The following is a 19,739-nucleotide window of genomic DNA, read 5'->3' as shown; positions in this document are numbered from 1 at the left end:
CGCTCAATACACAGACGCCGCGCGATGCGCTCGAACGCCCGGCCGGTCAAGCTGAGAATTGAACCGATTGCACCCGCCGACCAAATGCGTTGACGTTGACTTATGTCAATTCAGGTTGACAGTTCGGGCGTACGCTTCCCGCAAAACGTCGGGAGGCCCGCCATGCATGTCGTACTCGTTCATCCGAACTACCACTCGGGCGGGGCGGAAATCGCCGGCAACTGGCCGCCGGCTTGGGTGGCCTATCTGGCGGGCTCGCTGAAAAGGGCCGGCTTCGACAAGGTCACCTTCATCGATGCGATGACCAACGAGATCGACGATGTCGATCTGGGCAAGAGGCTCGCCGACCTGCAGCCGGACATTGTCGGCACCACCGCCATCACCCCCTCCATCTATGTCGCCGAGAACGTGCTCAAGATCGCGCAGCAGGTTTGTCCCAAGGCCGTCCGCGTCCTGGGCGGCGTGCATGCGACGTTCATGTACAAGCAGGTCCTGTCCGAAGCGCCATGGATCGACGTCATCGTGCGCGGCGAGGGCGAGGAGATCTTCGCCGAGTTCGTCACCGCCGTTGCCGAAGGGCGCTGGCCCGCCGAGCGGGACACGATCAAGGGACTGGCGTTCGGCGACGGCGAGCAGATCGTCGCCACCCCGGCCGCGCCAACGGTGAAAAATCTCGATGCGATCGAACCGGATTGGTCGCTGCTCGAGTGGGACAAGTACATCTACGTGCCGCTCGGCGTGAAGGTGGCGATCCCCAACATGGCGCGCGGCTGCCCGTTCACCTGCTCGTTCTGCTCGCAGTGGAAGTTCTGGCGCGACTATCGCGTCCGCGACCCGAAGGCCGTCGTCGACGAGATCGAGACGCTGGTCGACGATCACGGCGTCGGCTTCTTCATCCTCGCCGACGAGGAGCCGACCATCAACCGCAAGAAGTTCATCGAGTTCTGCGAAGAGCTGATCGCGCGCGGACTGCCGCAGAAGATCAAATGGGGCATCAACACGCGCGTCACCGACATTCTGCGCGATGAGGAACTGCTGCCGCTCTACCGCAAGGCGGGTCTCGTGCACGTCTCGCTCGGCACCGAAGCGGCGGCGCAGATGAAGCTCGACCAGTTCAACAAGGAAACCAAGGTCGCCGACAACAAGCGGGCGATCAAGCTGCTGCGCGACGCCGACATCTTCACCGAGGCGCAATTCATTGTCGGCCTCGACAATGAGACGGCCGAGACGCTGGAAGAAACCTATCGGATGGCTTGGGACTGGCAGCCCGATCTTGCCAACTGGGCCATGTACACGCCCTGGCCGTTCACGCCCCTGTTCCAGGAACTGGGCGACAAGGTCGAGGTGTTCGACTTCTCAAAGTACAATTTCGTCACGCCGATCATGAAGCCCGAAGCGATGGACCGCGACGAGCTTCTCGACCGTGTGATGAACAATTACCGGCGCTTTTACTCCAAGAAGGCGCTGTTCCATTATCCGTGGCGCGGCACGGGCTTCCGGCGCCGTTATCTGCTCGGTTGCCTCAAGGCGTTTCTGAAGGCCGGCTTCCAGCGCAAATTCTATGACCTCGGCAAGCACAATTATTGGGGCCCGCAGTCCAAGGGCAAGGTCGATTTCCACTTCGACGAGACGCGGACGATCGCCAAGGCGCAGCTCGACGACTGGGCCGCGATCCACGACAAGAAGGTCGCGCTGCAGGAAGCCCGCCGGAAGATCGAAAAGAACGAGGACGGCGTGCCGATGGCCTGCGGCGGCGGCACCGAGCAGATGGAAGACTATTCCGGACTGCCGACATCGACGCGCCGGCCGAGCGCCAAGCGTCCGCCGAGGGTCAAGCTGCCGACCGAGGCACCGCCGGCTGGCGAGTGATGGCAGCCACTCACCACTGCGAGGAAGTGCGCCGTGACGGTCCTCGATAGCGAAACGGCAAAGCGGTCCGTTCGCCGCGCAACAGTCGATGATGCGCCGCCGACCGTCGGGCCCAACGCCGTCATCCAGACGCGGGCCGCGCTCGACGCGTTGGCCGGCAGGTCAGCACGCCGCTCCATATTCGGTGCCGCGGGCCTCGAACGCTTTGCCGACGCCGATCCCGACGCCATGATCGAGGCCGATACCGTCAATGCGCTGAACCGCCAGATCGCCGCCAAACTCGACGCGAAGACCGCCCATGCGGTGATGAAGCGGGCCGGCGAACTGACAGGCGACTACATCCTCGCCAACCGCATCCCCAAAGCCGCCCAGTGGATGTTGAGACACCTGCCGGCATACATTGCGCAGCGCGCCCTGATGGCGGCGATCGCCCGCAACGCCTGGACCTTTGCCGGCAATGCACGCGTCGAACGGGGGGCGGGATTCATCGCCATCCACGACAATCCGATCTGTCTGGGCAAGGCCGGGTTTTCATCCTGCGTCTGGCATGCGGCGGTGTTCCGACGCCTGTTTCAGACCCTCGTCGATCCGGCCATCACGATCCAAGAAACCGAGTGCGTCGGTTGGGGCAGCGAGGTCTGCCGCTTCGAGATCGTGCGGGTTGCCTGACAGCGACGCCCGATTCTCATGCGTGCTGGCGACGGCCGGAAGTCGGCGGCAGCGTCCTTGACGCCCCTTCCCCCGCCGTTGCATATCGGCGCAATACCGCACACTCGCCAATGAGGACACGCCGCCATGGCCGCGCCGCGCACGCTCTACGACAAGATCTGGGACGACCATCTGGTTCACGAGGCCGACGACGGCACGTCGCTGATCTATATCGACCGGCATCTGGTCCATGAGGTAACCAGCCCGCAGGCGTTCGAAGGCCTGCGCATGGCCAACCGCACCGTCCGCCAGCCCGAAAAGACACTGGCCGTGGTCGACCACAATGTGCCGACCTCGCCAGACCGGCATCTGGGCATCAAGAACGAGGAAAGCCGCATCCAGGTCGAGGCGCTGGCCAGGAACGCCGCCGATTTCGGCATCGAATACTATTCCGAGAACGACCGCCGGCAGGGCATCGTCCACATTGTCGGCCCCGAGCAGGGCTTCACCCTGCCGGGCATGACCATCGTCTGCGGCGACAGCCACACCTCGACCCATGGCGCGTTCGGCGCGCTGGCGCACGGCATCGGCACGTCCGAGGTCGAGCACGTTCTGGCCACCCAGACGCTGATCCAGAAGAAGGCGAAGAACATGCTGGTGCGCGTCGATGGCGTCGCGCCCGACGGCGTGACGGCCAAGGACATCATCCTCGCCATCATCGGCCAGATCGGCACCGCCGGCGGCACCGGCCATGTCATCGAATATGCGGGCGATGCGATCCGCGCGCTGTCCATGGAAGGGCGCATGACCGTCTGCAACATGTCGATCGAGGGCGGCGCCCGCGCCGGCATGATCGCGCCCGACGAGACCACCTTCGCCTACATCAAGGACAAGCCCCGCGCACCCACGGGCAAGGCATGGGACATGGCGCTCGCTTACTGGAAAACGCTCCACACCGACGAAGGCGCCCATTTCGACAAGATCGTCACGCTCGACGCCGCAGATCTGCCGCCGATCGTCTCCTGGGGTTCGTCGCCCGAGGATGTCGTCTCGATCGAGGGCAGCGTGCCGGACCCCGACGAGATCGAGGATGCCAACAAGCGCGCCTCCAAATGGCGCGCGCTCGACTATATGGGGCTCAAGCCGGGCACCAGGATCACCGATATCGAGATCGACCGTGCGTTCATCGGCTCATGCACCAATGGCCGCATCGAGGATCTGCGCGAAGTCGCCCGCGTGGTGGAGGGAAAGCGCGTGGCCGAGCGGGTCGATGCGATGATCGTCCCCGGCTCGGGCCTGGTGAAGGCACAGGCCGAGGCCGAAGGGCTCGACGCGATCTTCAAGGCGGCGGGTTTTGACTGGCGCGAGCCGGGCTGCTCCATGTGTCTTGCCATGAACGACGACCGGCTGAAGCCTGAAGAGCGCTGCGCATCGACGTCGAACCGCAATTTCGAGGGCCGGCAGGGCTATAAGGGCCGCACCCATCTCGTCTCGCCGGCCATGGCAGCCGCCGCAGCGATCGCCGGACGGTTTGTCGATATACGCTCGCTGAAAGACTGAACCCCGGCCGGCCGCGTCCGGCGGAACGCGATCACTCGAAAACGATGGCGGGGGCTGGTTTCGCGCCGGCACCGGTCGAGAGCGCCGCCGAAACTCGCTCGGCGATGGCCGTGTAGGCAGCGGCGTGCGGACCGTCCGGTTCGGCCACGGTGATCGGTCTTCCGGCGTCGGAGGTTTCGCGGATCGCCATCACCAGCGGAACCTCGCCCAGAAAGGGGACACCCAGCCGCTGAGCTTCCGCCCTGGCGCCGCCATGGCCGAAGATGTCGTAGCGCGCGCCGGTGTCCGGCGCCACGAAATAGCTCATGTTCTCGATGATGCCGAGAACCGGCACATTGACCTTCTCGAACATTTTCAGGCCCTTGCGCGCGTCGATCAGCGCCAGATCCTGCGGCGTCGAGACGATCACCGCGCCAGACAGCGGAACGTTCTGCGCCATGGTGAGCTGTGCGTCTCCCGTGCCCGGCGGCATGTCGACGACCAAAACGTCGAGATCGCTCCAGGCCACCTCGCGCAGCATTTGCGTGATCGCCGAGACGACCATCGGCCCGCGCCAGATCATTGGCGTCTCTTCCTCGACCAGAAAGCCGATGGACATGGACTGCAGCCCGAACTGTTCGATCGGCTTGAGAATGCGGCCCTCGAGCTGCTGCGGTTTGGTGTCCTTCAATCCCAAAAGACGCGGCAGCGACGGCCCGTAAATGTCTGCATCCAGAATGCCGGTTTTCAGACCGCAAGCAGCAAGACCGAGCGCCAGATTGATCGCGGTGGTCGACTTGCCGACGCCGCCCTTGCCCGACGCGACGGCGATGATGTGCTTGACCCCGGGGACGCCCGGCTTCGCCCGGTCGGTGACCGGGCGCCGCCCGGCCGATGGCGGCGGTGGCGGCACGTTTCGCGCCTGCGGCTCCGGCCCGCTCTGGCCGCCCTTTTTTTCGGCGGTCAGCGCAACCATCGCCGCCTTGACGCCGGGCAGCGCCGTGACCGCAGCCTGGGCCGCCTCGCGCACCGGCTCCAGCCGCTCTGCATCGGCGGCATCGCAGGTCAGCGAGAAGAAGACCTTCCCGTCGGCGATGAAGATGTCCGACACCATCCCGGCGCCGACCAGATCGCGCCCGTCAGGCAGCATGATCTTGCGCAGCGTTTCGGTGACGATGTCCTGGCTGGGTGCTTGTGCCATTCTTTTCCCCTCGGGCGGGCGGCATACAGATATGCGCCCAACCCATCGATGCCAAGCGGTCGAAGCCTTGAAGGGCGCGGCAGACCGACACGGATCGTGGCGGGGAGCCGGACAGAGGTCTCAGAGGTTCCGGCCGATGGCCAGGAACTTTTCGCGCCGCTGGCGCCTGAGTGTGTCGCCATCCCTGCCGTCCAGCGCCGCCATGGCCTTGGTGAGATGCCTGTCGGTTTCGGCCATCACGGCGGACACATCGCGATGCGCGCCGCCCAGCGGTTCGGATATGATCGCATCGATGATCTTCAGTTCGAGCAAGTCCTGGGCGGTGATCTTCATGGCCGTGGCCACATCCTTGGCGCGGGCCGCATCGCGCCACAGGATCGACGCGCCGGCTTCCGGCGAGATCACCGAATAGATCGCGTGTTCGAGCATCAGGACGGTATTGGCCGTGGCAATGGCGATCGCGCCGCCCGAGCCGCCCTCGCCGATGATGACGGACACGAGCGGAACCCGCAGATTCAGGCATTTTTCCGTCGATCGGGCGATCGCCTCGGCCTGTCCGCGCTCCTCGGCGCCGATGCCCGGATAGGCGCCCGCCGTATCGACCAGCGTGATCACCGGCAGGCCGAACCGATCGGCCAGTTCCATGATCCGCACAGCCTTGCGATAGCCTTCCGGGCGGGCCATGCCGAAATTGTGTTTCAGGCGCGACTTGGTGTCGTTGCCCTTCTCTTGACCGATCACCGCCACGGGCTGCCCGTGGTAGCGCGCGAACCCGGCCATCACCGCGTGGTCTTCGGCAAAATTCCGGTCGCCGGCCAGCGGCGTGAATTCGGTGAAAAGCGCATCGACATAGTCGATGCAGTGCGGCCGGTCCGGGTGCCGGGCGACCATCGCTTTCTGCCAGGGCGTCAGCTTGCGATAGGCTTCGACCAGCGCCTCGTGCGAGCGCTTTTCGAGCCGCGCGATTTCCTCGGCGACATCGACCGCCCCTTCGCCGCTCTCGGCCAGCTTCTTGAGTTCGAGGATCTGGCCTTCCAGATCCGCGATCGGTTTTTCGAACTCAAGATAGCTGTACATCGATCATCCTGCGGCCATCGGCCGGCTCCCGCGCCCGTTGCGGCATGCAGGTGGCGGCAAATGGCCATGATGTCAAGGATGGGCGGGCGGGCGCCGCCCTATTGCCGGTTTCCGGACGCCGCCAGCGGATGATGGGCGCTGACCAGCGCATGCAGCCGCTCATCCATTACGTGGGTGTAGATCTGCGTGGTCGATATGTCCGCATGGCCGAGCAATTGCTGCACGACGCGCAGATCGGCACCGTTTTCAAGCAGATGGGTCGCAAAGGCATGGCGTAACACATGCGGCGACAAGCTTTCGGCGGCAATGCCGCAACGGGCGCCTGTTGCCTTCAGGTCGCGCGCCAGAACCTGCCGCGCAACCGGGCCTGAGAAACTGTCGTCGGGGAACAGGAACGGGCATTGTCGGGCGCGTTCGTCGCCTTCGAGTAGCATCCGATAGGCCTGCCCGGCATGGCGTGCGCTGTCGGACAGCGGCACCAATCGCTCCTTGCCGCCCTTTCCCTTGACCATGAAGAACGGTTCCTCGCGGTGCAGGATGGTCGCGGGCAGGCGCGTCAGTTCGCTGATGCGCAGACCGGTGGCATAGAGAAACTCCACGATCGCATGAGTTCGCGCCGTCCGCCGCGCCTGTGCCGGCGATTTTTTGCCCTCAAGCGCTTCACGTCGCGCCGTCTCCAGCAGCCGTGACACCGCCTCCATGCTCAGATGGCGCGGCAGGCCACGCTGTTTTTTCGGCGAAGAGATAACGCCGGTCGGGTCGTCGGAGCGGACATTTTCGGCAAACAGGAAACGGAAGAACTGACGCAGCGCCGACAGGCGCCGCGCCTGGGAACTGGCAGCGAAGCCCTGCGCCTCGAGCCCGTGCAGATAGGCCGACAGGTCGGCGGTCTGCGCGGCGTGCAATCCGCCCGCGCCGCGGGCCCGCAGGAAGCGGTCGGCATCCTCCAGATCGCGGCGATAGGATTGCAGCGTGTTGAGGGCCGCGCCGCGCTCGGCGCTCATCATCTCGAGGAAAGCTTCGATCATGGACGACAGCCTAGCGGCGAGACCTTACCGAAACGCTGCCTATTGCGCGGCTTCCGCTTCCGTATCGCCGGACCCGTCGGCTTCCGCCGGCTCGGCGGTCGGAACGGTGATCCGCACCGGGTTCAGGCGGTCCGCCGGAATCGTGACGGTCATCGGACGCGGCTCGGGCTTGACGAAAACCACCAGCGCCAACATGGCACCGTAGGCCAGCGCCGCAAGAACGCCCAACACGAAGAGGAACCGGAAGAGACTGGGCATCACACAACCATCTTTGCCCGAAATCGGACAATTGCGCTTCTTATGCAGCCGCGACGGGGGAAAGATCAAGCTCTGGCAAACGGCTTGACTCGGCCATCGCCATGATGTGCTAACAGCACAGGATGACAGAAAAATCGCCAGATATGGCCAAACAGGTCGCCGACCGGCTGAACGGGCGGCCGGTCGTCCTGATCGGCCTGATGGGCGCCGGCAAATCGGCGATCGGCCGCAAGCTGGCCGCGCGGCTCGAACTGCCCTTCATCGATGCCGATCACGAGATCGAGGAAGCGGCCAGCATGTCGGTCGCCGACATTTTCGAGCACTATGGCGAAGCCGAGTTCCGGCGCCTTGAGGCCAGCGTCATGACCCGGCTTCTCGGTGCCGGCGCAACGGTGCTGGCGACCGGCGGTGGCGCCTTCATGAACGCCGACACACGTGCCGCGATCGGCGCCGCCGGCGTTTCGGTCTGGCTGTCGGCCGATCTCGATCTTCTGATGGCGCGTGTGTCGCGAAAGGCGACGCGGCCGCTTTTAAGGGCGCCTGATCCCCGCGCGGTGATGCAAAAGCTGATGGACGAGCGATACCCGGTTTACGCCACCGCCGATGTGACGGTCATATCCCGCGATGTCGGCAAGGACGAGATGGCCGACACGGTCGTCGAGGCGCTTCATTATCATCTGTGCCTGAAAACACCCGAAACCGGAACGATCGGCCCATGATCGACGAGACCCTGCACCAGACAGTTCGCGTCGATCTGGGCGAACGCGCCTATGACATCGTGATCGGACCCGGCGTTCTGGCCGAGACCGGCACATATCTGGCCACGCTGGCGCCCGGTACCCGGTGCGCCGTCGTCACCGACGAAAACGTGGCCGCACTCCATCTCGATGCTGTGCGCGCGAGCCTTTCCGGTGCCGGTTTCGAGCCGGGAACCCTTGTGCTGCCGGCCGGTGAAGCCACCAAGGACTTCGGCCACCTCCGGCAAACGGTCGAGGCACTTCTCGATGCACGGCTCGAACGCGGCGATCTGGTGGTCGCGCTGGGCGGCGGGGTGATCGGAGACCTGACGGGCTTTGCGGCAGCAGTGACGCGGCGCGGCATGGGTTTCGTGCAGATCCCCACCTCGCTTCTGGCCCAGGTCGATTCATCGGTCGGCGGCAAGACCGGGATCAACGCTCCGCAGGGCAAGAACCTGGTCGGCGCCTTCTATCAGCCACGCATCGTGATCGCCGACACCGCTGTTCTGGACACGCTGCCCGTTCGCGAGTTTCGCGCCGGCTATGCGGAAGTCGCCAAATACGGGCTGATCAACGATGCGCCCTTCTTTTCGTGGCTGGAAGACAATCTCGATGCGATCACCGCCGGCGGCCCGGCGCGGACGCAGGCGATCGCCGCATCGTGCCGGGCCAAGGCGGCTATCGTCGCCCGCGACGAACGCGAGGCCGGAGAACGGGCGCTGCTCAATCTCGGCCACACATTCGGCCATGCACTGGAAGGCATCACCGGCTACCGCTCCGATGTGCTCGTTCATGGTGAGGGTGTGGCCATCGGCCTGGTGCTGGCGCACGCATTTTCGGCACGCATGAATTTGTGCAGCCCCGACGATGTGAAACGCGTGACGGCCCATCTTGAAACCGCGGGCCTGCCGACCGATCTGACACCGGTGCGCGCCCATGTACCGGACGCCGACGCGCTGATGGACTTCATCGCCCAGGACAAGAAGGTCTCGCGCGGTGCGCTCACCTTCATCCTGACGCGCGGCATCGGCGAAGCGTTCATTGCGGACGACGTGCCTGCTTCCGAGGTCAGGGCCTTCCTTCAACAGATGCTCGAGAGCTGACAGTCATGGAAATCTGGATCATAGCCGGCGCCATCGCGGTGCTGATCGTCATGTCGGGCTTCTTTTCCGGATCGGAGACGGCGCTGACAGCGGTTTCACGCGGCCGCATGCGCCAGATGGAGGCCAACGGCAATGCCCGCGCCGGCGCGGTCGGCCAGCTGACGGAAAACAAGGAACGGCTGATCGGCGCGCTGCTGATCGGCAACAATCTGATCAACGTCCTGTCGTCGGCGCTTGCGACCACGCTGTTCCTGTCGCTGTTCGGCGATACCGGTGTCGTCTACGCGACACTGATCATGACGGTGTTGCTGGTCATCTTCGCCGAGGTGATGCCGAAATATCTGGCGATCTCCAAGACCGACCGGTTCGCCATGTTCGTCGTTCCGGCCATTCAGATCTTCGTCGCCATTGTTTCGCCGCTGGCGCGGGCCGTCGACTTCATCGTCCGGCGCATCCTGAGCGTCTTCGGCGTGACCTTCGGGGCCAACGAATCGATCCTGTCCGCGCATGAGGAACTGCGCGGCGCGGTGACCGTGCTTCACGAGGAGGGCTCGTTCATCAAGGAAGAGCGCGATCGCCTCGGCGGCGTGCTCGACCTCAGCGAACTCGATGTCGGCGACATCATGATCCACCGCACGGCGATGCGCATGGTCAATGCCGATGACCCGGCCGAGATCGTCGTGCGCGAAATCCTCGAAAGCCCCTATACGCGCATGCCGGTCTGGCGCGGCGAGACCGACAACATTGTCGGCATCGTGCACGCCAAGGACCTTCTGCGCGCTCTGCACGCGGTCGACAACGACCCGACCCGCGTCGACATCATGAAGATCGCCAACAAGCCCTGGTTCGTGCCCGACACGACCATGCTTCAGGACCAGCTCAACGCCTTCCTGCGCCGCCGCGCCCATGTCGCGATCGTCGTCGATGAATATGGCGAGCTGGAAGGGTTGGTGACGCTCGAGGACATCATCGAGGAGATTATCGGCGACATTGCCGACGAGCACGATATCGAGGTGGCCGGCGTGCAGACCGAGGCGGACGGGTCGGTCGTCGTCGACGGGTCGGTGCCGATCCGCGACCTCAACCGCGCGCTCGACTGGGACCTGCCGGACGACGACGCCAACACCATCGCCGGCCTCGTCATCCACGAAGCCAAGACGATTCCCGCCGAAAAGCAGGCCTTCACCTTCCACGGAAAGCGCTTCATCGTGCTCAAGCGCGAGAAGAACAGGATCAGGAAACTCCGCGTCCGGCCGGCGTAAGACCGACTGTCTGTTCTATTCGTGGCGCAGCGCTTCGATCGGGTCGAGCATCGCCGCCCGCCGGGCCGGGAAAAAGCCGAAAATCACGCCGACGGCCGCTGAAAATCCGAACGCCATCAGGATCACGAGCGGATCGGGACGGAACGGCACGGCGAGCCACTGGGCACCAAGATAACCGAGTGCCAGGCCGAGCAGGATTCCGATCAAACCGCCAATCAGCGACAACACGATCGCCTCGACGAGAAACTGCAGCAGCACCTGCCGTGCCTGGGCGCCGACGGCAAGCCGGATGCCGATCTCACGCGTGCGCTCGGTGACCGACACCAGCATGATGTTCATGATGCCGATGCCGCCGACCAGAAGGCTGACCGCGGCGACCGCCGACAGGAGCCCGGTCAGAATGTCGGTGATCCCCGACAGCATGGTGGCGATCTGCTCCATGTCCATGACGTCGAAATCGTCGTCCTCGCCTGCGCCGATCCGCCTTCGGTCGCGCATCAGCGCCTCGATCTCCTCGGTGGCCCGTTCGGTGGTCACGCCTTCGCGCACCGAGACATAGATGGTAGAGACGTCGGCATTGCCGGCAATCCGCCGGTGAAAGGCCCGGTAGGGCATCAGCACGAAATCGTCCTGATCGGCGCCAAACGTCGAAGCGCCCTTCGACTCGAGAAGGCCGATGACCTCGCAGGACATGTTCTTGATGCGCACCTGTTCGCCGACCGGATCGGCGTAGCCGAACAGGTCTGCCCGAACCGTCTCGCCCAGAATGCAGACAGGCTTTCCGGACTGGATTTCCGAGGCTTCCCAGGCGCGTCCGCGGGCGAAGTCCCAGCGCGCCGCCTCAAGGTAGCGGTTGTCGGTGCCGACAATGTCGGTGCGCCGGTTTTCGTTGCCGAACACGACGCGGGCGCGATTCTGGCTGATCGGTGCCGCCAGCGCCACGCTGGCGATCTCTTCCTGCACCGCATCGACATCGCCTATGACGAACATCGGGTCGGCCGTGCCGGCCGGACCGCCCATTGCCTCACCGCCGGGGAGCACCATCAGGACGTTGGTGCCGAGCTTTTCGACATCGGCCGTCACCTGTTCGGTGGAGCCCTGGCCAACCGTCAGCATGGCGATCACCGCCGCGACACCGATCACGATCCCGAGCACCGTCAGGAACGACCGCAGTGCATTGCGGAAGATCGCCTGCAGAGCCAGCAGAAGCGTTTCATACAGCATCGCGGGCCACCTCGCGTTCCGGCCGGGTCGGCCCGTCGCGTTCGATGCGTCCGTCGACCATCCAGATCAGGCGGTCGGCGAACTGGGCCATGTCTTCCTCATGGGTGACCATGACGATGGTCAGCCCATCGTCCCGGTTCAGGGCCTGAAGGACCTCCATGATCTCGACCGAGCGCCGCGTATCGAGATTGCCGGTCGGCTCGTCGGCAAGCACCACCTCGGGATTNGCGGTGGGTCAGGCCGACCTTTTCGAGCGCCTGCACCGCCGCTGCCCGGCGTTCGGCCCTGCCAAGACCCTTGTAGATCAGCGGCAGCTCGACATTGTGAAGCGCACTCGTGCGCGGCAGCAGATTGTAGCCCTGAAACACAAACCCCAGATAGTGCCGGCGCAGGAGCGCCCTCTGATCGCGGTCGAGATCGGCGACCTCGACCCCGCGAAACCGGTAGGTGCCGCTGGTCGGGCTGTCGAGGCAGCCGATGACGTTCATCGCCGTCGACTTGCCCGATCCGCTCGGTCCCATGATGGCGATGAACTCGCCGGCCTCGATGGTCAGGTTGATGCCGTCAAGCGCCCGCACGGTCGCTTCGCCATGCCCGTAGACGCGTGTGATGTCGCGCAGCTTGATGAGCGGCGGATCGGACCGGCCGGACTCAGCCATCGACCCGGTCCGTGATCACCAGGTCTCCCGAACGCAACTCACCGCCGACCACCTCGGTCACCGAACCGTCGCTGTCGCCGGTCACCACCGGGATTTCCTCAGGCTCGCCGTCGCGCATCACCCACACGGTGCGAACATCGCCCTCGACATCCTCTTGCGGGCGCTCGGGCATCAGCATGCCCAGAAGGCCGCTCCGGTCGTCGTCGGTCTGCGTATCGCCCGGCTCGCGCGGCGGGGCATAGCGAAGCGCTGCATTGGGAACGACCAGCGCATCCTCGATCTCGGCCACGGAGATCTCGGCCGTCGCCGTCATGCCCGGCCGGAGCAGCAGGGCGCTGTTGTCGACCGTCAGGATCGCCTTGTAGGTAACAACGCCTTCGACCGTCTGCGGCGCGAAGCGCACTTCGGTCACTGTCGCCGGAAAGCGCCGGTCGTCATAGGCATCGACCGTGAATGTAGCGGTATTGCCGACCGCGATGCGGCCGATATCGGCTTCGTCGATATCGACCTGCAAATCCATCTGGCTCAGATCCTCGGCGACCGTGAACAGGATCGGTGCCGACAGGGAGGACGCAACGATCTGACCCGGATCGGCCGCGCGGTCGAGCACGATGCCGCGGATCGGCGAACAGATGCAGGCCTTGTCGAGAATCGCTTGCTGCAGGTCCAGATTGGCCTCGGACAGCGCCTTGTCGGCGAGTGCCGACTCCATCTCCGCCCGGGCGCGAATGTACGCCGCCTCCTGCGTGAAGAACATCTGCCGGGGCGTGATGCCGCGTGCTTCCAGGTCGCGCGCCGCCTCGAACTTCTGCTTTGCATCGTCGAGGCCCGCCTGGACCATCGCTATTCGTGCTTCGGCGGCGTCGAGCTGTGCCTTGCTGACCGCAAGCTGCGCTTCCAGTTGAGTCGTATCGAGCGTTGCCAGAACGGTCCCCACCTCGACCGTATCGTTGAAATCGACATTGACCGCGTCGAGCGTGCCCGACAGCTCACTGGAGATTTCGACCAGATTGGTCGGCTCGACCGTTCCGGTCGCATCGACCGTAACGACGAAACCCCCGACCGTCGCCTCTGCAGTGACATATTCGACGCCGCGTTCGGCATCGGCCCGGGTCAGCCAGTACCATCCACCGGCCACCACGACGGCCAGCAGGAGAGCATAGGCCACCCAGTTGAAATGGCGTCGGGCCGCACGGTCGAGCCCGAGCGTCTCCGCGACCTTTTCATCCCGTTCGGCCATGCCGGCGTCTCGCTGCCAGAAACACTGACACCATGCTAACCGCTGTCAGGCAGCGCACAATGATTTGAGTCAAGTCGCTCAGGGCGACGCGAGCAGAAGGACGAACATCGACAAGGGCCGGCGTTCGATCACCAGCGAACCGGCTCGCCCGGCGCCGCCGGCTCGATGGCGAGCGCATGCAGGCCGCCGGCCAGTTCGTCGGCCAGCGCATCGTTGACCGCGCGATGCCGCGCCAGCCGGCCGAGGCCCTCAAAGGCGGCCGACAAGATGCGCACGCGGAAATGGGTCTCGCCGGTGCCATCCATTGCGCCGCCCTGATGGCCGGCATGCAGATGGCTTTCGTTGATGATGTCGAGCCGCTCCGGCGCGAAGGCTACAGCCAGCTTCTCGCGCATGGCGCTTTCAATCGGACCCGCCAATGCCTATCTCCTGCTTGCCACATGTCGTGATCGCCGGTAAACGGGTGCGTCGTTTTTCCGCGCCCACACGTCCGGCGTACCGCGCGCATTCCCGATGTCAATCCTTGTTTGCAGATGGCGTTGCGCCATAATCGGTTCCGCATGAAATCAAGCTCGAAATATTTCGATTCGATCCGCATCAAGCCTGGCGGCAAGAAGAGGCAGGCCGAAGAGGAAGCGCGCAACCGCTGCCAATGGGCGGGGTGCGAGCGGCCGGGGGCGCACAAGGCGCCCGCCGGACGCAATCGGGACGGCGAATATCTGTGGTTCTGTCTCGACCATGTGCGCGAGTACAACAAGAACTACAATTATTTCTCCGGCCTTTCGGACGACGATATCGCCAGGTTCCAGAAGGACTCCATGACCGGCAACCGGCCGACCTGGAAGATGGGCACGGCGAATATGAAGACGACCGCCGCGCCGGTCTTTTCGGATCTGAAGTCGGGATCGGCCAAGGCGATGCGGATGCGCGATCCCGACGCCTGGGCGCGGGCGCAAAGCCAGAAACCGGTACGCCGGCTCAAGCCGCTGGAGTCCAAGGCGATGCGCACGCTCGGTCTGAAGGACGATGCGACGTCGGACGACGTCAAGACACGCTACAAGGAACTGGTCAAGAAGCACCATCCCGACGCCAACGGCGGCGATCGCACCTCCGAGGAGCGGTTCCGTGACGTGATCCAGGCCTATCAACTGTTAAAGACCGCCGGCCTGTGCTAGCGCGCCATCCATAGGACAATGAGAACGGGCGTGACCGAGGGCGGCGCGCCGGAGAAGACGAGATGAACAAGATCGAACTCGATATTGCGGACATGCCCGACACGAGCGTCGATGTGCGCGACACCTTCGGCATCGATGTCGACATGACCGTTCCGGCCTTTTCGACCGGCGATTCCCACGTTCCGGAGATCGACCCGGACTATATTTTCGACCGCGCCACCACGCTGGCGATCCTGGCGGGCTTTGCCCACAATCGCCGTGTCATGGTCTCGGGCTATCACGGCACCGGCAAGTCGACCCATATCGAGCAGGTCGCCGCGCGTCTCAACTGGCCATGCGTGCGCGTCAATCTCGACAGCCACATTTCCCGCATCGATCTTGTCGGCAAGGATGCCATCGTCGTTCGCGAGGGCAAGCAGGTCACCGAGTTCCGCGACGGAATTCTGCCCTGGGCCTATCAGAACAATGTCGCGCTGGTGTTCGACGAGTATGATGCCGGCCGCCCCGACGTGATGTTCGTCATCCAGCGCGTTCTTGAAAGCTCGGGCCGGCTGACGCTGCTCGACCAGAGCCGCGTGATCCGCCCGCATCCGGCCTTCCGCCTGTTCGCCACCGCCAACACGGTGGGTCTGGGCGACACGACCGGCCTTTATCACGGCACCCAGCAGATCAACCAGGCGCAGATGGACCGCTGGTCGGTCGTCACCACGCTCAACTATCTGCCGCACGACAATGAGGTCGAGATCGTGCTCGCCAAGGCCAAGCACTATCAGACCAAGGATGGCCGCGAGACGGTCAACGCCATGGTGCGGCTCGCCGACCTCACGCGGCAAGCCTTCATGAATGGCGATTTGTCGACTGTCATGAGCCCCCGCACGGTGATCACATGGGCCGAAAACGCCGAGATCTTCGGCGATCTGGGCATGGCGTTCCGCCTGACGTTCCTCAACAAGTGCGACGATCTCGAACGAACGCTGGTGGCCGAATTCTACCAGCGCTGCTTCGGCGAGGAACTCAAGGAAAGCGCGGCCAACGTCGCGCTCAGCTGACGAGGTCCCGACCGCGAGCACGATGGCCAGCCCAGGAGACAATTCCCGCAAGCGCGCGCAGAAGCCCGCCGACACCGAGCCGCTCAAGCGAGCGGTGACCGGCTGCATGCGCGCCATCGCGGGCGAACCGGAGCTGGAGGTTGTCTTTTCGGCCGATCGGCCGGCCTTCGCCGGCAAGCATGCGCGGCTGACCGACCTGCCAAAGCGGGTAACCAGGAACGATGTCATGGTCACGCGCGGCATGGGCGACTCGATCGCCCTGCGCTCGGCCTGCCACGACAACGCCACGCACCGCGCCATCGCGCCCGAGGGCGATCAGGCGCGTGCCATTTATGACGCGGTGGAACAGGCGCGCGTCGAGTCGCTGGGCACGCGCCGCATGGCCGGCGTGGGCGACAATCTGGCCGCCATGCTCGAAGACCGGTTCACGCGCAACAATCTGTCCGCGGTCACCGAAAAGGACCAGGCGCCGCTGGAGGAAGCGGTGGCGCTGATGGTTCGCGAGAAACTGACCGGCCGGCCGACGCCGGAAGCGGCCAGCGCCGTCGCCGATCTCTGGCGCGAATGGATCACCGACAAGGCCGGGGCCGATCTCGACGCGCTCGCCGCCAATGTCGAGGATCAGAACGCGTTCGCCCGCGCCGTGCGCCACATGCTGGCCGCCATGGAAATGGCCGACGACTATGAGGGCGACGGCGCCGACGAAGCCGACGACGACGACAGCCCTGAAGAGCAGCCGCCCGACCAGGAAGAGCAGGACAATGGCGGCTTGGACGACCAGCAGTCGGGCGAGGAAAGCGCCGATCAGGACGAGGCGCCTGCCGAGAGCGAGGAGACCGAAACCGGCGAGATGGAGGCGTCCGACGCCACCAGCGACGACATGGACGACGATTTCGATCTCGATGCCGAGGAGCCCGGCGAGGTCGAGCGGCCCGATCCCGGCATTCAGGATATCTTGTCGGATATCGACTACCGCATCTACACGACCGAATTCGACGAGACGATCGCTGCCGAGGAACTGTGCGACGAGGCCGAACTGGACCGTCTGCGCGCCTATCTCGACAAGCAGCTCGCCAACCTTCAGGGCGTCGTCGGCCGCCTCGCCAACCGGCTCCAGCGCCGCCTGATGGCGCAGCAGAACCGGTCATGGGACTTCGATCTCGAAGAAGGCTATCTCGACCCGGCGCGGCTGCCGCGCGTTGTCGTCGAGGAGATGAAAGGCGGCTTCGGCGCTCTGACCTTCAAGCGCGAGCGCGACACCAATTTCCGCGACACCGTGGTCACGCTTCTGATCGACAATTCGGGCTCGATGCGCGGCCGGCCGATCTCGGTCGCCGCCACCTGCGCGGACATTCTGGCGCGGACGCTTGAGCGCTGCGGCGTCAAGGTGGAGATCCTCGGCTTTACAACGCGGGCCTGGAAGGGCGGTCAGGCGCGCGAGGCCTGGCTCAAGCGCGGCAAGCCGTCCGAACCCGGCCGTCTCAACGATCTGCGCCACATCATCTACAAGAGCGCGGATGCGCCCTGGCGCCGGGTGCGCAAGAATCTCGGCCTGATGATGCGCGAGGGTCTCCTGAAGGAAAACATCGACGGCGAAGCGTTGACCTGGGCCTATCGGCGCCTTGCCGTCCGGCCCGAGCAGCGCCGCATCCTGATGATGATTTCAGACGGGGCGCCGGTCGACGATTCGACGCTGTCGGTCAATCCGGGCAACTATCTCGAACGCCATCTGCGCGCGGTTATCGAGGAGATCGAAACGCGCTCGGATGTCGAGTTGCTGGCGATCGGCATCGGCCACGATGTGACCCGCTATTACCGCCGCGCCGTGACCATCGTCGATGCCGAGGAGCTGGCCGGCGCGATGACCGAGCAACTGGCCGCCCTGTTCACCGACGAAAGCGCATCAGCGCGCCAGCAGGGCCGCGCCGCGCCGCGCCGGCGGCGGGCCGGCTGAATGGGCGTGTCGCGAGCAGCGCTCGCCCTGGCAATGCTGACGACCGCGCCATGGGCCAGCCCACCCGCTCCGGCACATGCACAGCAGGCCGAACTCCACCGCATGGAGGCACGGACGCGGCCGATCACCCGCTTCCGCATCGGCTCCGACGAAACACGTTTCGGCGATCTCGAATTTGCCGGGGGTCTCGAGATCAACGCCACCTCTCGCCATTTCGGCGCATTGTCCGGTTTTCGCTTCGTTGACGGGCAGGGCCGGTTTATCGGCGTCACCGACACCGGTTTCTGGGTCGATGGCACTTTGGTGCGCGATTCAAACGGCAGTCCCGCCGGCGTCACCGATCTGGCCATGACCGCGATTGCCGGCAGGGGAGGCGCGCCGATCACCGGAAAATGGCAGGCCGATGCCGAAGGCATTGCCGCCCGCGACGGAACGCTGTGGGTGTCGTTCGAGCGCGAACATCGCATCGCCGTGTACGAGACCGATGGCGAAAAGCGCCGCTGGAAGGCCGCCGCCCCGCCGCCCGTGCCGCTCCACGAACTGCGCAGAAATCGCGGGTTCGAAGGCATCGCCATCGGCACGGAGGCAAGCGCGCTTGCCGGAGCCCTGATCGGCGTAACCGAAAACAGCCTCGATGCGGCCGGCAATATCATGGCTTTTGCGAGGCCAGGTACAGGTGAGCCGTTCGAGTTTTCCGTCGCAAAACGGGACGATTTCTACGTCACGGACATCGATTTTCTGCCCGACGGCGATCTGATCCTGCTCGAACGCCGCTTCAACGTACGTGACGGCGTTGCGATGCGGCTGCGCCGGATCGACGATGCCGAAATCCGCGCGCGCGCCACGGTCGATGGCGAAATCCTGCTGGAGGCCGACATGCGCTTCCAGATCGACAATATGGAAGGGCTGGCGATCACCCAGGACGCCGACGGCGTGCCGCGCCTGACCATCGTGTCAGACGACAATCACTCGATCCTGCAGCGCAACCTTCTGATCGAGTTCCGCTATCTCACGCCGCCGGCAGATGCCGTGGGCGGCTGACGTTCAGCAGCAGGCCGTAGGGCACCAGCATCGCCAGCGCGACCAGCAGCTTGACGCCCAGATCGCCCAGCGCCCAGGACACCCATCGCGGCGCCTCTGCGGCAAACAGGCCAAGCAGCGACGACGTTTCGATCGCGAACGCGTCGTTGGCGCCCAGTACGGCGAACGCAGGCGCAAACGCCAGCGTGAAGAAGATCAGCGTGTCGAGAACCGACCCGATCACGGAAGAGGCCAGTGGAGCGCGCCACCATGCCTGCGCCCGCAGCCGGTCGAAGATCGACACATCGAGCAGTTGCGCGGTCAAAAAGGCAGTGCCCGATGCGACCGCGATGCGCGGCGTCGCCAGAACGACCGAAAGGGCGACTGCGAGCGCAAAACCGGCGAACACAACGGTGCGCGCAGCGGACGGGCCAAACCGGCGATTGGTCAGATCGGTCACCAGGAACGCCACCGGATAGGTGAACGCACCCCATGTCAGAAGATCGGCGAAATCGTAGCCGCCAACCGTCACCTGAACGGGAAACTGGACGAGATAGTTTGATGCGGCAACCACCGCGCACATGGCGGAAACGAAGCCGAGCGTCGGAACGAGCGGAAAAGAGCGCATTTTTTTATCCTGGGTGATGCCACCAGTTGCAGATGAGACCGGCCCGGGATGGGCCGGCGATGGAGTGA

General features: G+C 64.8%; 18 protein-coding genes and 1 pseudogene. 10 read left to right on the top strand and 9 right to left on the bottom strand.

Annotated elements, in window-relative coordinates:
* The first annotated feature begins 162 nt into the window (after positions 1 to 162).
* From bchE to leuC, 3 genes are all read left to right on the top strand, one after another.
* Positions 163 to 1,869 (top strand): magnesium-protoporphyrin IX monomethyl ester anaerobic oxidative cyclase, encoded by a 1,707-nt coding sequence (gene bchE / locus DEM25_RS05960; RefSeq protein ID WP_109768947.1) that lies wholly within the window; start codon positions 163 to 165, stop codon positions 1,867 to 1,869.
* A gap of 33 nt (positions 1,870 to 1,902) precedes the next feature.
* Entirely contained in the window at positions 1,903 to 2,538 is a 636-nt protein-coding gene (gene bchJ / locus DEM25_RS05955) for a bacteriochlorophyll 4-vinyl reductase (protein ID WP_109768948.1), read from the top strand.
* Positions 2,539 to 2,664: 126 nt separating this feature from the next.
* Entirely contained in the window at positions 2,665 to 4,077 is a 1,413-nt protein-coding gene (leuC, locus tag DEM25_RS05950; protein WP_109768949.1) for a 3-isopropylmalate dehydratase large subunit, read from the top strand.
* A 31-nt stretch (positions 4,078 to 4,108) separates the two neighbouring features.
* On the opposite strand, the gene apbC is transcribed toward leuC, so the two are convergent.
* The 4 genes from apbC to DEM25_RS17880 all read right to left on the bottom strand — a co-directional run bounded on the left by apbC (position 4,109) and on the right by DEM25_RS17880 (position 7,620).
* Complete coding sequence (apbC, locus tag DEM25_RS05945) at positions 4,109 to 5,257, bottom strand: iron-sulfur cluster carrier protein ApbC (protein ID WP_109768950.1); 1,149 nt, start codon at positions 5,255 to 5,257, stop codon at positions 4,109 to 4,111.
* A gap of 120 nt (positions 5,258 to 5,377) precedes the next feature.
* Entirely contained in the window at positions 5,378 to 6,334 is a 957-nt protein-coding gene (locus DEM25_RS05940; RefSeq protein ID WP_109768951.1) for an acetyl-CoA carboxylase carboxyltransferase subunit alpha, read from the bottom strand.
* A gap of 98 nt (positions 6,335 to 6,432) precedes the next feature.
* Positions 6,433 to 7,362 carry a site-specific tyrosine recombinase XerD gene (locus DEM25_RS05935; protein ID WP_109768952.1) on the bottom strand — a complete coding sequence of 310 codons (930 nt, stop codon included), beginning with the start codon at positions 7,360 to 7,362 and terminating at the stop codon, positions 6,433 to 6,435.
* Between the two features lie 39 nt (positions 7,363 to 7,401).
* Entirely contained in the window at positions 7,402 to 7,620 is a 219-nt protein-coding gene (locus tag DEM25_RS17880; protein WP_196780334.1) for a histidine kinase, read from the bottom strand.
* A gap of 122 nt (positions 7,621 to 7,742) precedes the next feature.
* Between DEM25_RS17880 and DEM25_RS05925 the strand changes: the two genes are divergently transcribed.
* Genes DEM25_RS05925 through DEM25_RS05915 form a run of 3 tightly spaced genes read left to right on the top strand, consistent with a single transcriptional unit; the run spans position 7,743 to position 10,722 of the window.
* The gene (locus tag DEM25_RS05925; protein ID WP_109768953.1) at positions 7,743 to 8,339 is read left to right on the top strand and encodes a shikimate kinase; all 597 of its coding nucleotides are present in this window, start codon (positions 7,743 to 7,745) and stop codon (positions 8,337 to 8,339) included.
* On the top strand, positions 8,336 to 9,460 hold the full coding sequence (gene aroB, locus DEM25_RS05920; protein ID WP_109768954.1) for a 3-dehydroquinate synthase: 1,125 nt from the start codon (positions 8,336 to 8,338) through the stop codon (positions 9,458 to 9,460). Before DEM25_RS05925 ends, aroB begins: the two co-directional genes overlap by 4 nt.
* A gap of 5 nt (positions 9,461 to 9,465) precedes the next feature.
* Complete coding sequence (locus DEM25_RS05915; protein WP_109768955.1) at positions 9,466 to 10,722, top strand: HlyC/CorC family transporter; 1,257 nt, start codon at positions 9,466 to 9,468, stop codon at positions 10,720 to 10,722.
* A 15-nt stretch (positions 10,723 to 10,737) separates the two neighbouring features.
* On the opposite strand, the gene DEM25_RS05910 is transcribed toward DEM25_RS05915, so the two are convergent.
* From DEM25_RS05910 to DEM25_RS05895, 4 genes and pseudogenes are all read right to left on the bottom strand, one after another.
* Positions 10,738 to 11,946, bottom strand: coding sequence for an ABC transporter permease (locus DEM25_RS05910; RefSeq protein WP_109768956.1), 1,209 nt, complete (start codon positions 11,944 to 11,946; stop codon positions 10,738 to 10,740).
* A pseudogene (locus tag DEM25_RS05905) lies at positions 11,936 to 12,605 on the bottom strand (ABC transporter ATP-binding protein). Before DEM25_RS05905 ends, DEM25_RS05910 begins: the two are co-directional and overlap by 11 nt.
* The gene (locus tag DEM25_RS05900; RefSeq protein ID WP_109768958.1) at positions 12,598 to 13,845 is read right to left on the bottom strand and encodes an efflux RND transporter periplasmic adaptor subunit; all 1,248 of its coding nucleotides are present in this window, start codon (positions 13,843 to 13,845) and stop codon (positions 12,598 to 12,600) included. The pseudogene DEM25_RS05905 and the gene DEM25_RS05900 overlap by 8 nt, the downstream one beginning before the upstream one ends.
* Before the next feature lie 128 nt (positions 13,846 to 13,973).
* Complete coding sequence (locus tag DEM25_RS05895; protein ID WP_109768972.1) at positions 13,974 to 14,240, bottom strand: BolA family protein; 267 nt, start codon at positions 14,238 to 14,240, stop codon at positions 13,974 to 13,976.
* A gap of 165 nt (positions 14,241 to 14,405) precedes the next feature.
* Between DEM25_RS05895 and DEM25_RS05890 the strand changes: the two genes are divergently transcribed.
* From DEM25_RS05890 to DEM25_RS05875, 4 genes are all read left to right on the top strand, one after another.
* Positions 14,406 to 15,020: a J domain-containing protein gene (locus DEM25_RS05890; RefSeq protein ID WP_109768959.1), complete on the top strand. Its 615-nt coding sequence runs from the start codon at positions 14,406 to 14,408 to the stop codon at positions 15,018 to 15,020.
* A 62-nt stretch (positions 15,021 to 15,082) separates the two neighbouring features.
* A complete protein-coding gene (gene cobS / locus DEM25_RS05885; protein WP_109768960.1) occupies positions 15,083 to 16,069 on the top strand; it encodes a cobaltochelatase subunit CobS in 987 nt (328 codons plus the stop codon).
* A 22-nt stretch (positions 16,070 to 16,091) separates the two neighbouring features.
* On the top strand, positions 16,092 to 18,023 hold the full coding sequence (cobT, locus tag DEM25_RS05880) for a cobaltochelatase subunit CobT (RefSeq protein WP_109768961.1): 1,932 nt from the start codon (positions 16,092 to 16,094) through the stop codon (positions 18,021 to 18,023).
* Positions 18,024 to 19,064 (top strand): esterase-like activity of phytase family protein, encoded by a 1,041-nt coding sequence (locus DEM25_RS05875; RefSeq protein WP_109768962.1) that lies wholly within the window; start codon positions 18,024 to 18,026, stop codon positions 19,062 to 19,064.
* On the opposite strand, the gene DEM25_RS05870 is transcribed toward DEM25_RS05875, so the two are convergent.
* Entirely contained in the window at positions 19,033 to 19,671 is a 639-nt protein-coding gene (locus DEM25_RS05870) for a VUT family protein (protein WP_109768963.1), read from the bottom strand. The two genes, DEM25_RS05875 and DEM25_RS05870, sit on opposite strands and share 32 nt — an antisense overlap.
* Positions 19,672 to 19,739 lie beyond the last annotated feature (68 nt).

The organism is Oceaniradius stylonematis, assembly GCF_003149475.2.
In the GTDB taxonomy this organism is placed as follows: domain Bacteria; phylum Pseudomonadota; class Alphaproteobacteria; order Rhizobiales; family Rhizobiaceae; genus Roseitalea; species Roseitalea stylonematis.
The sequence above is the reverse complement of the archived record's forward strand: the minus strand, read 5'-3'. Positions and strand labels throughout refer to the sequence as shown.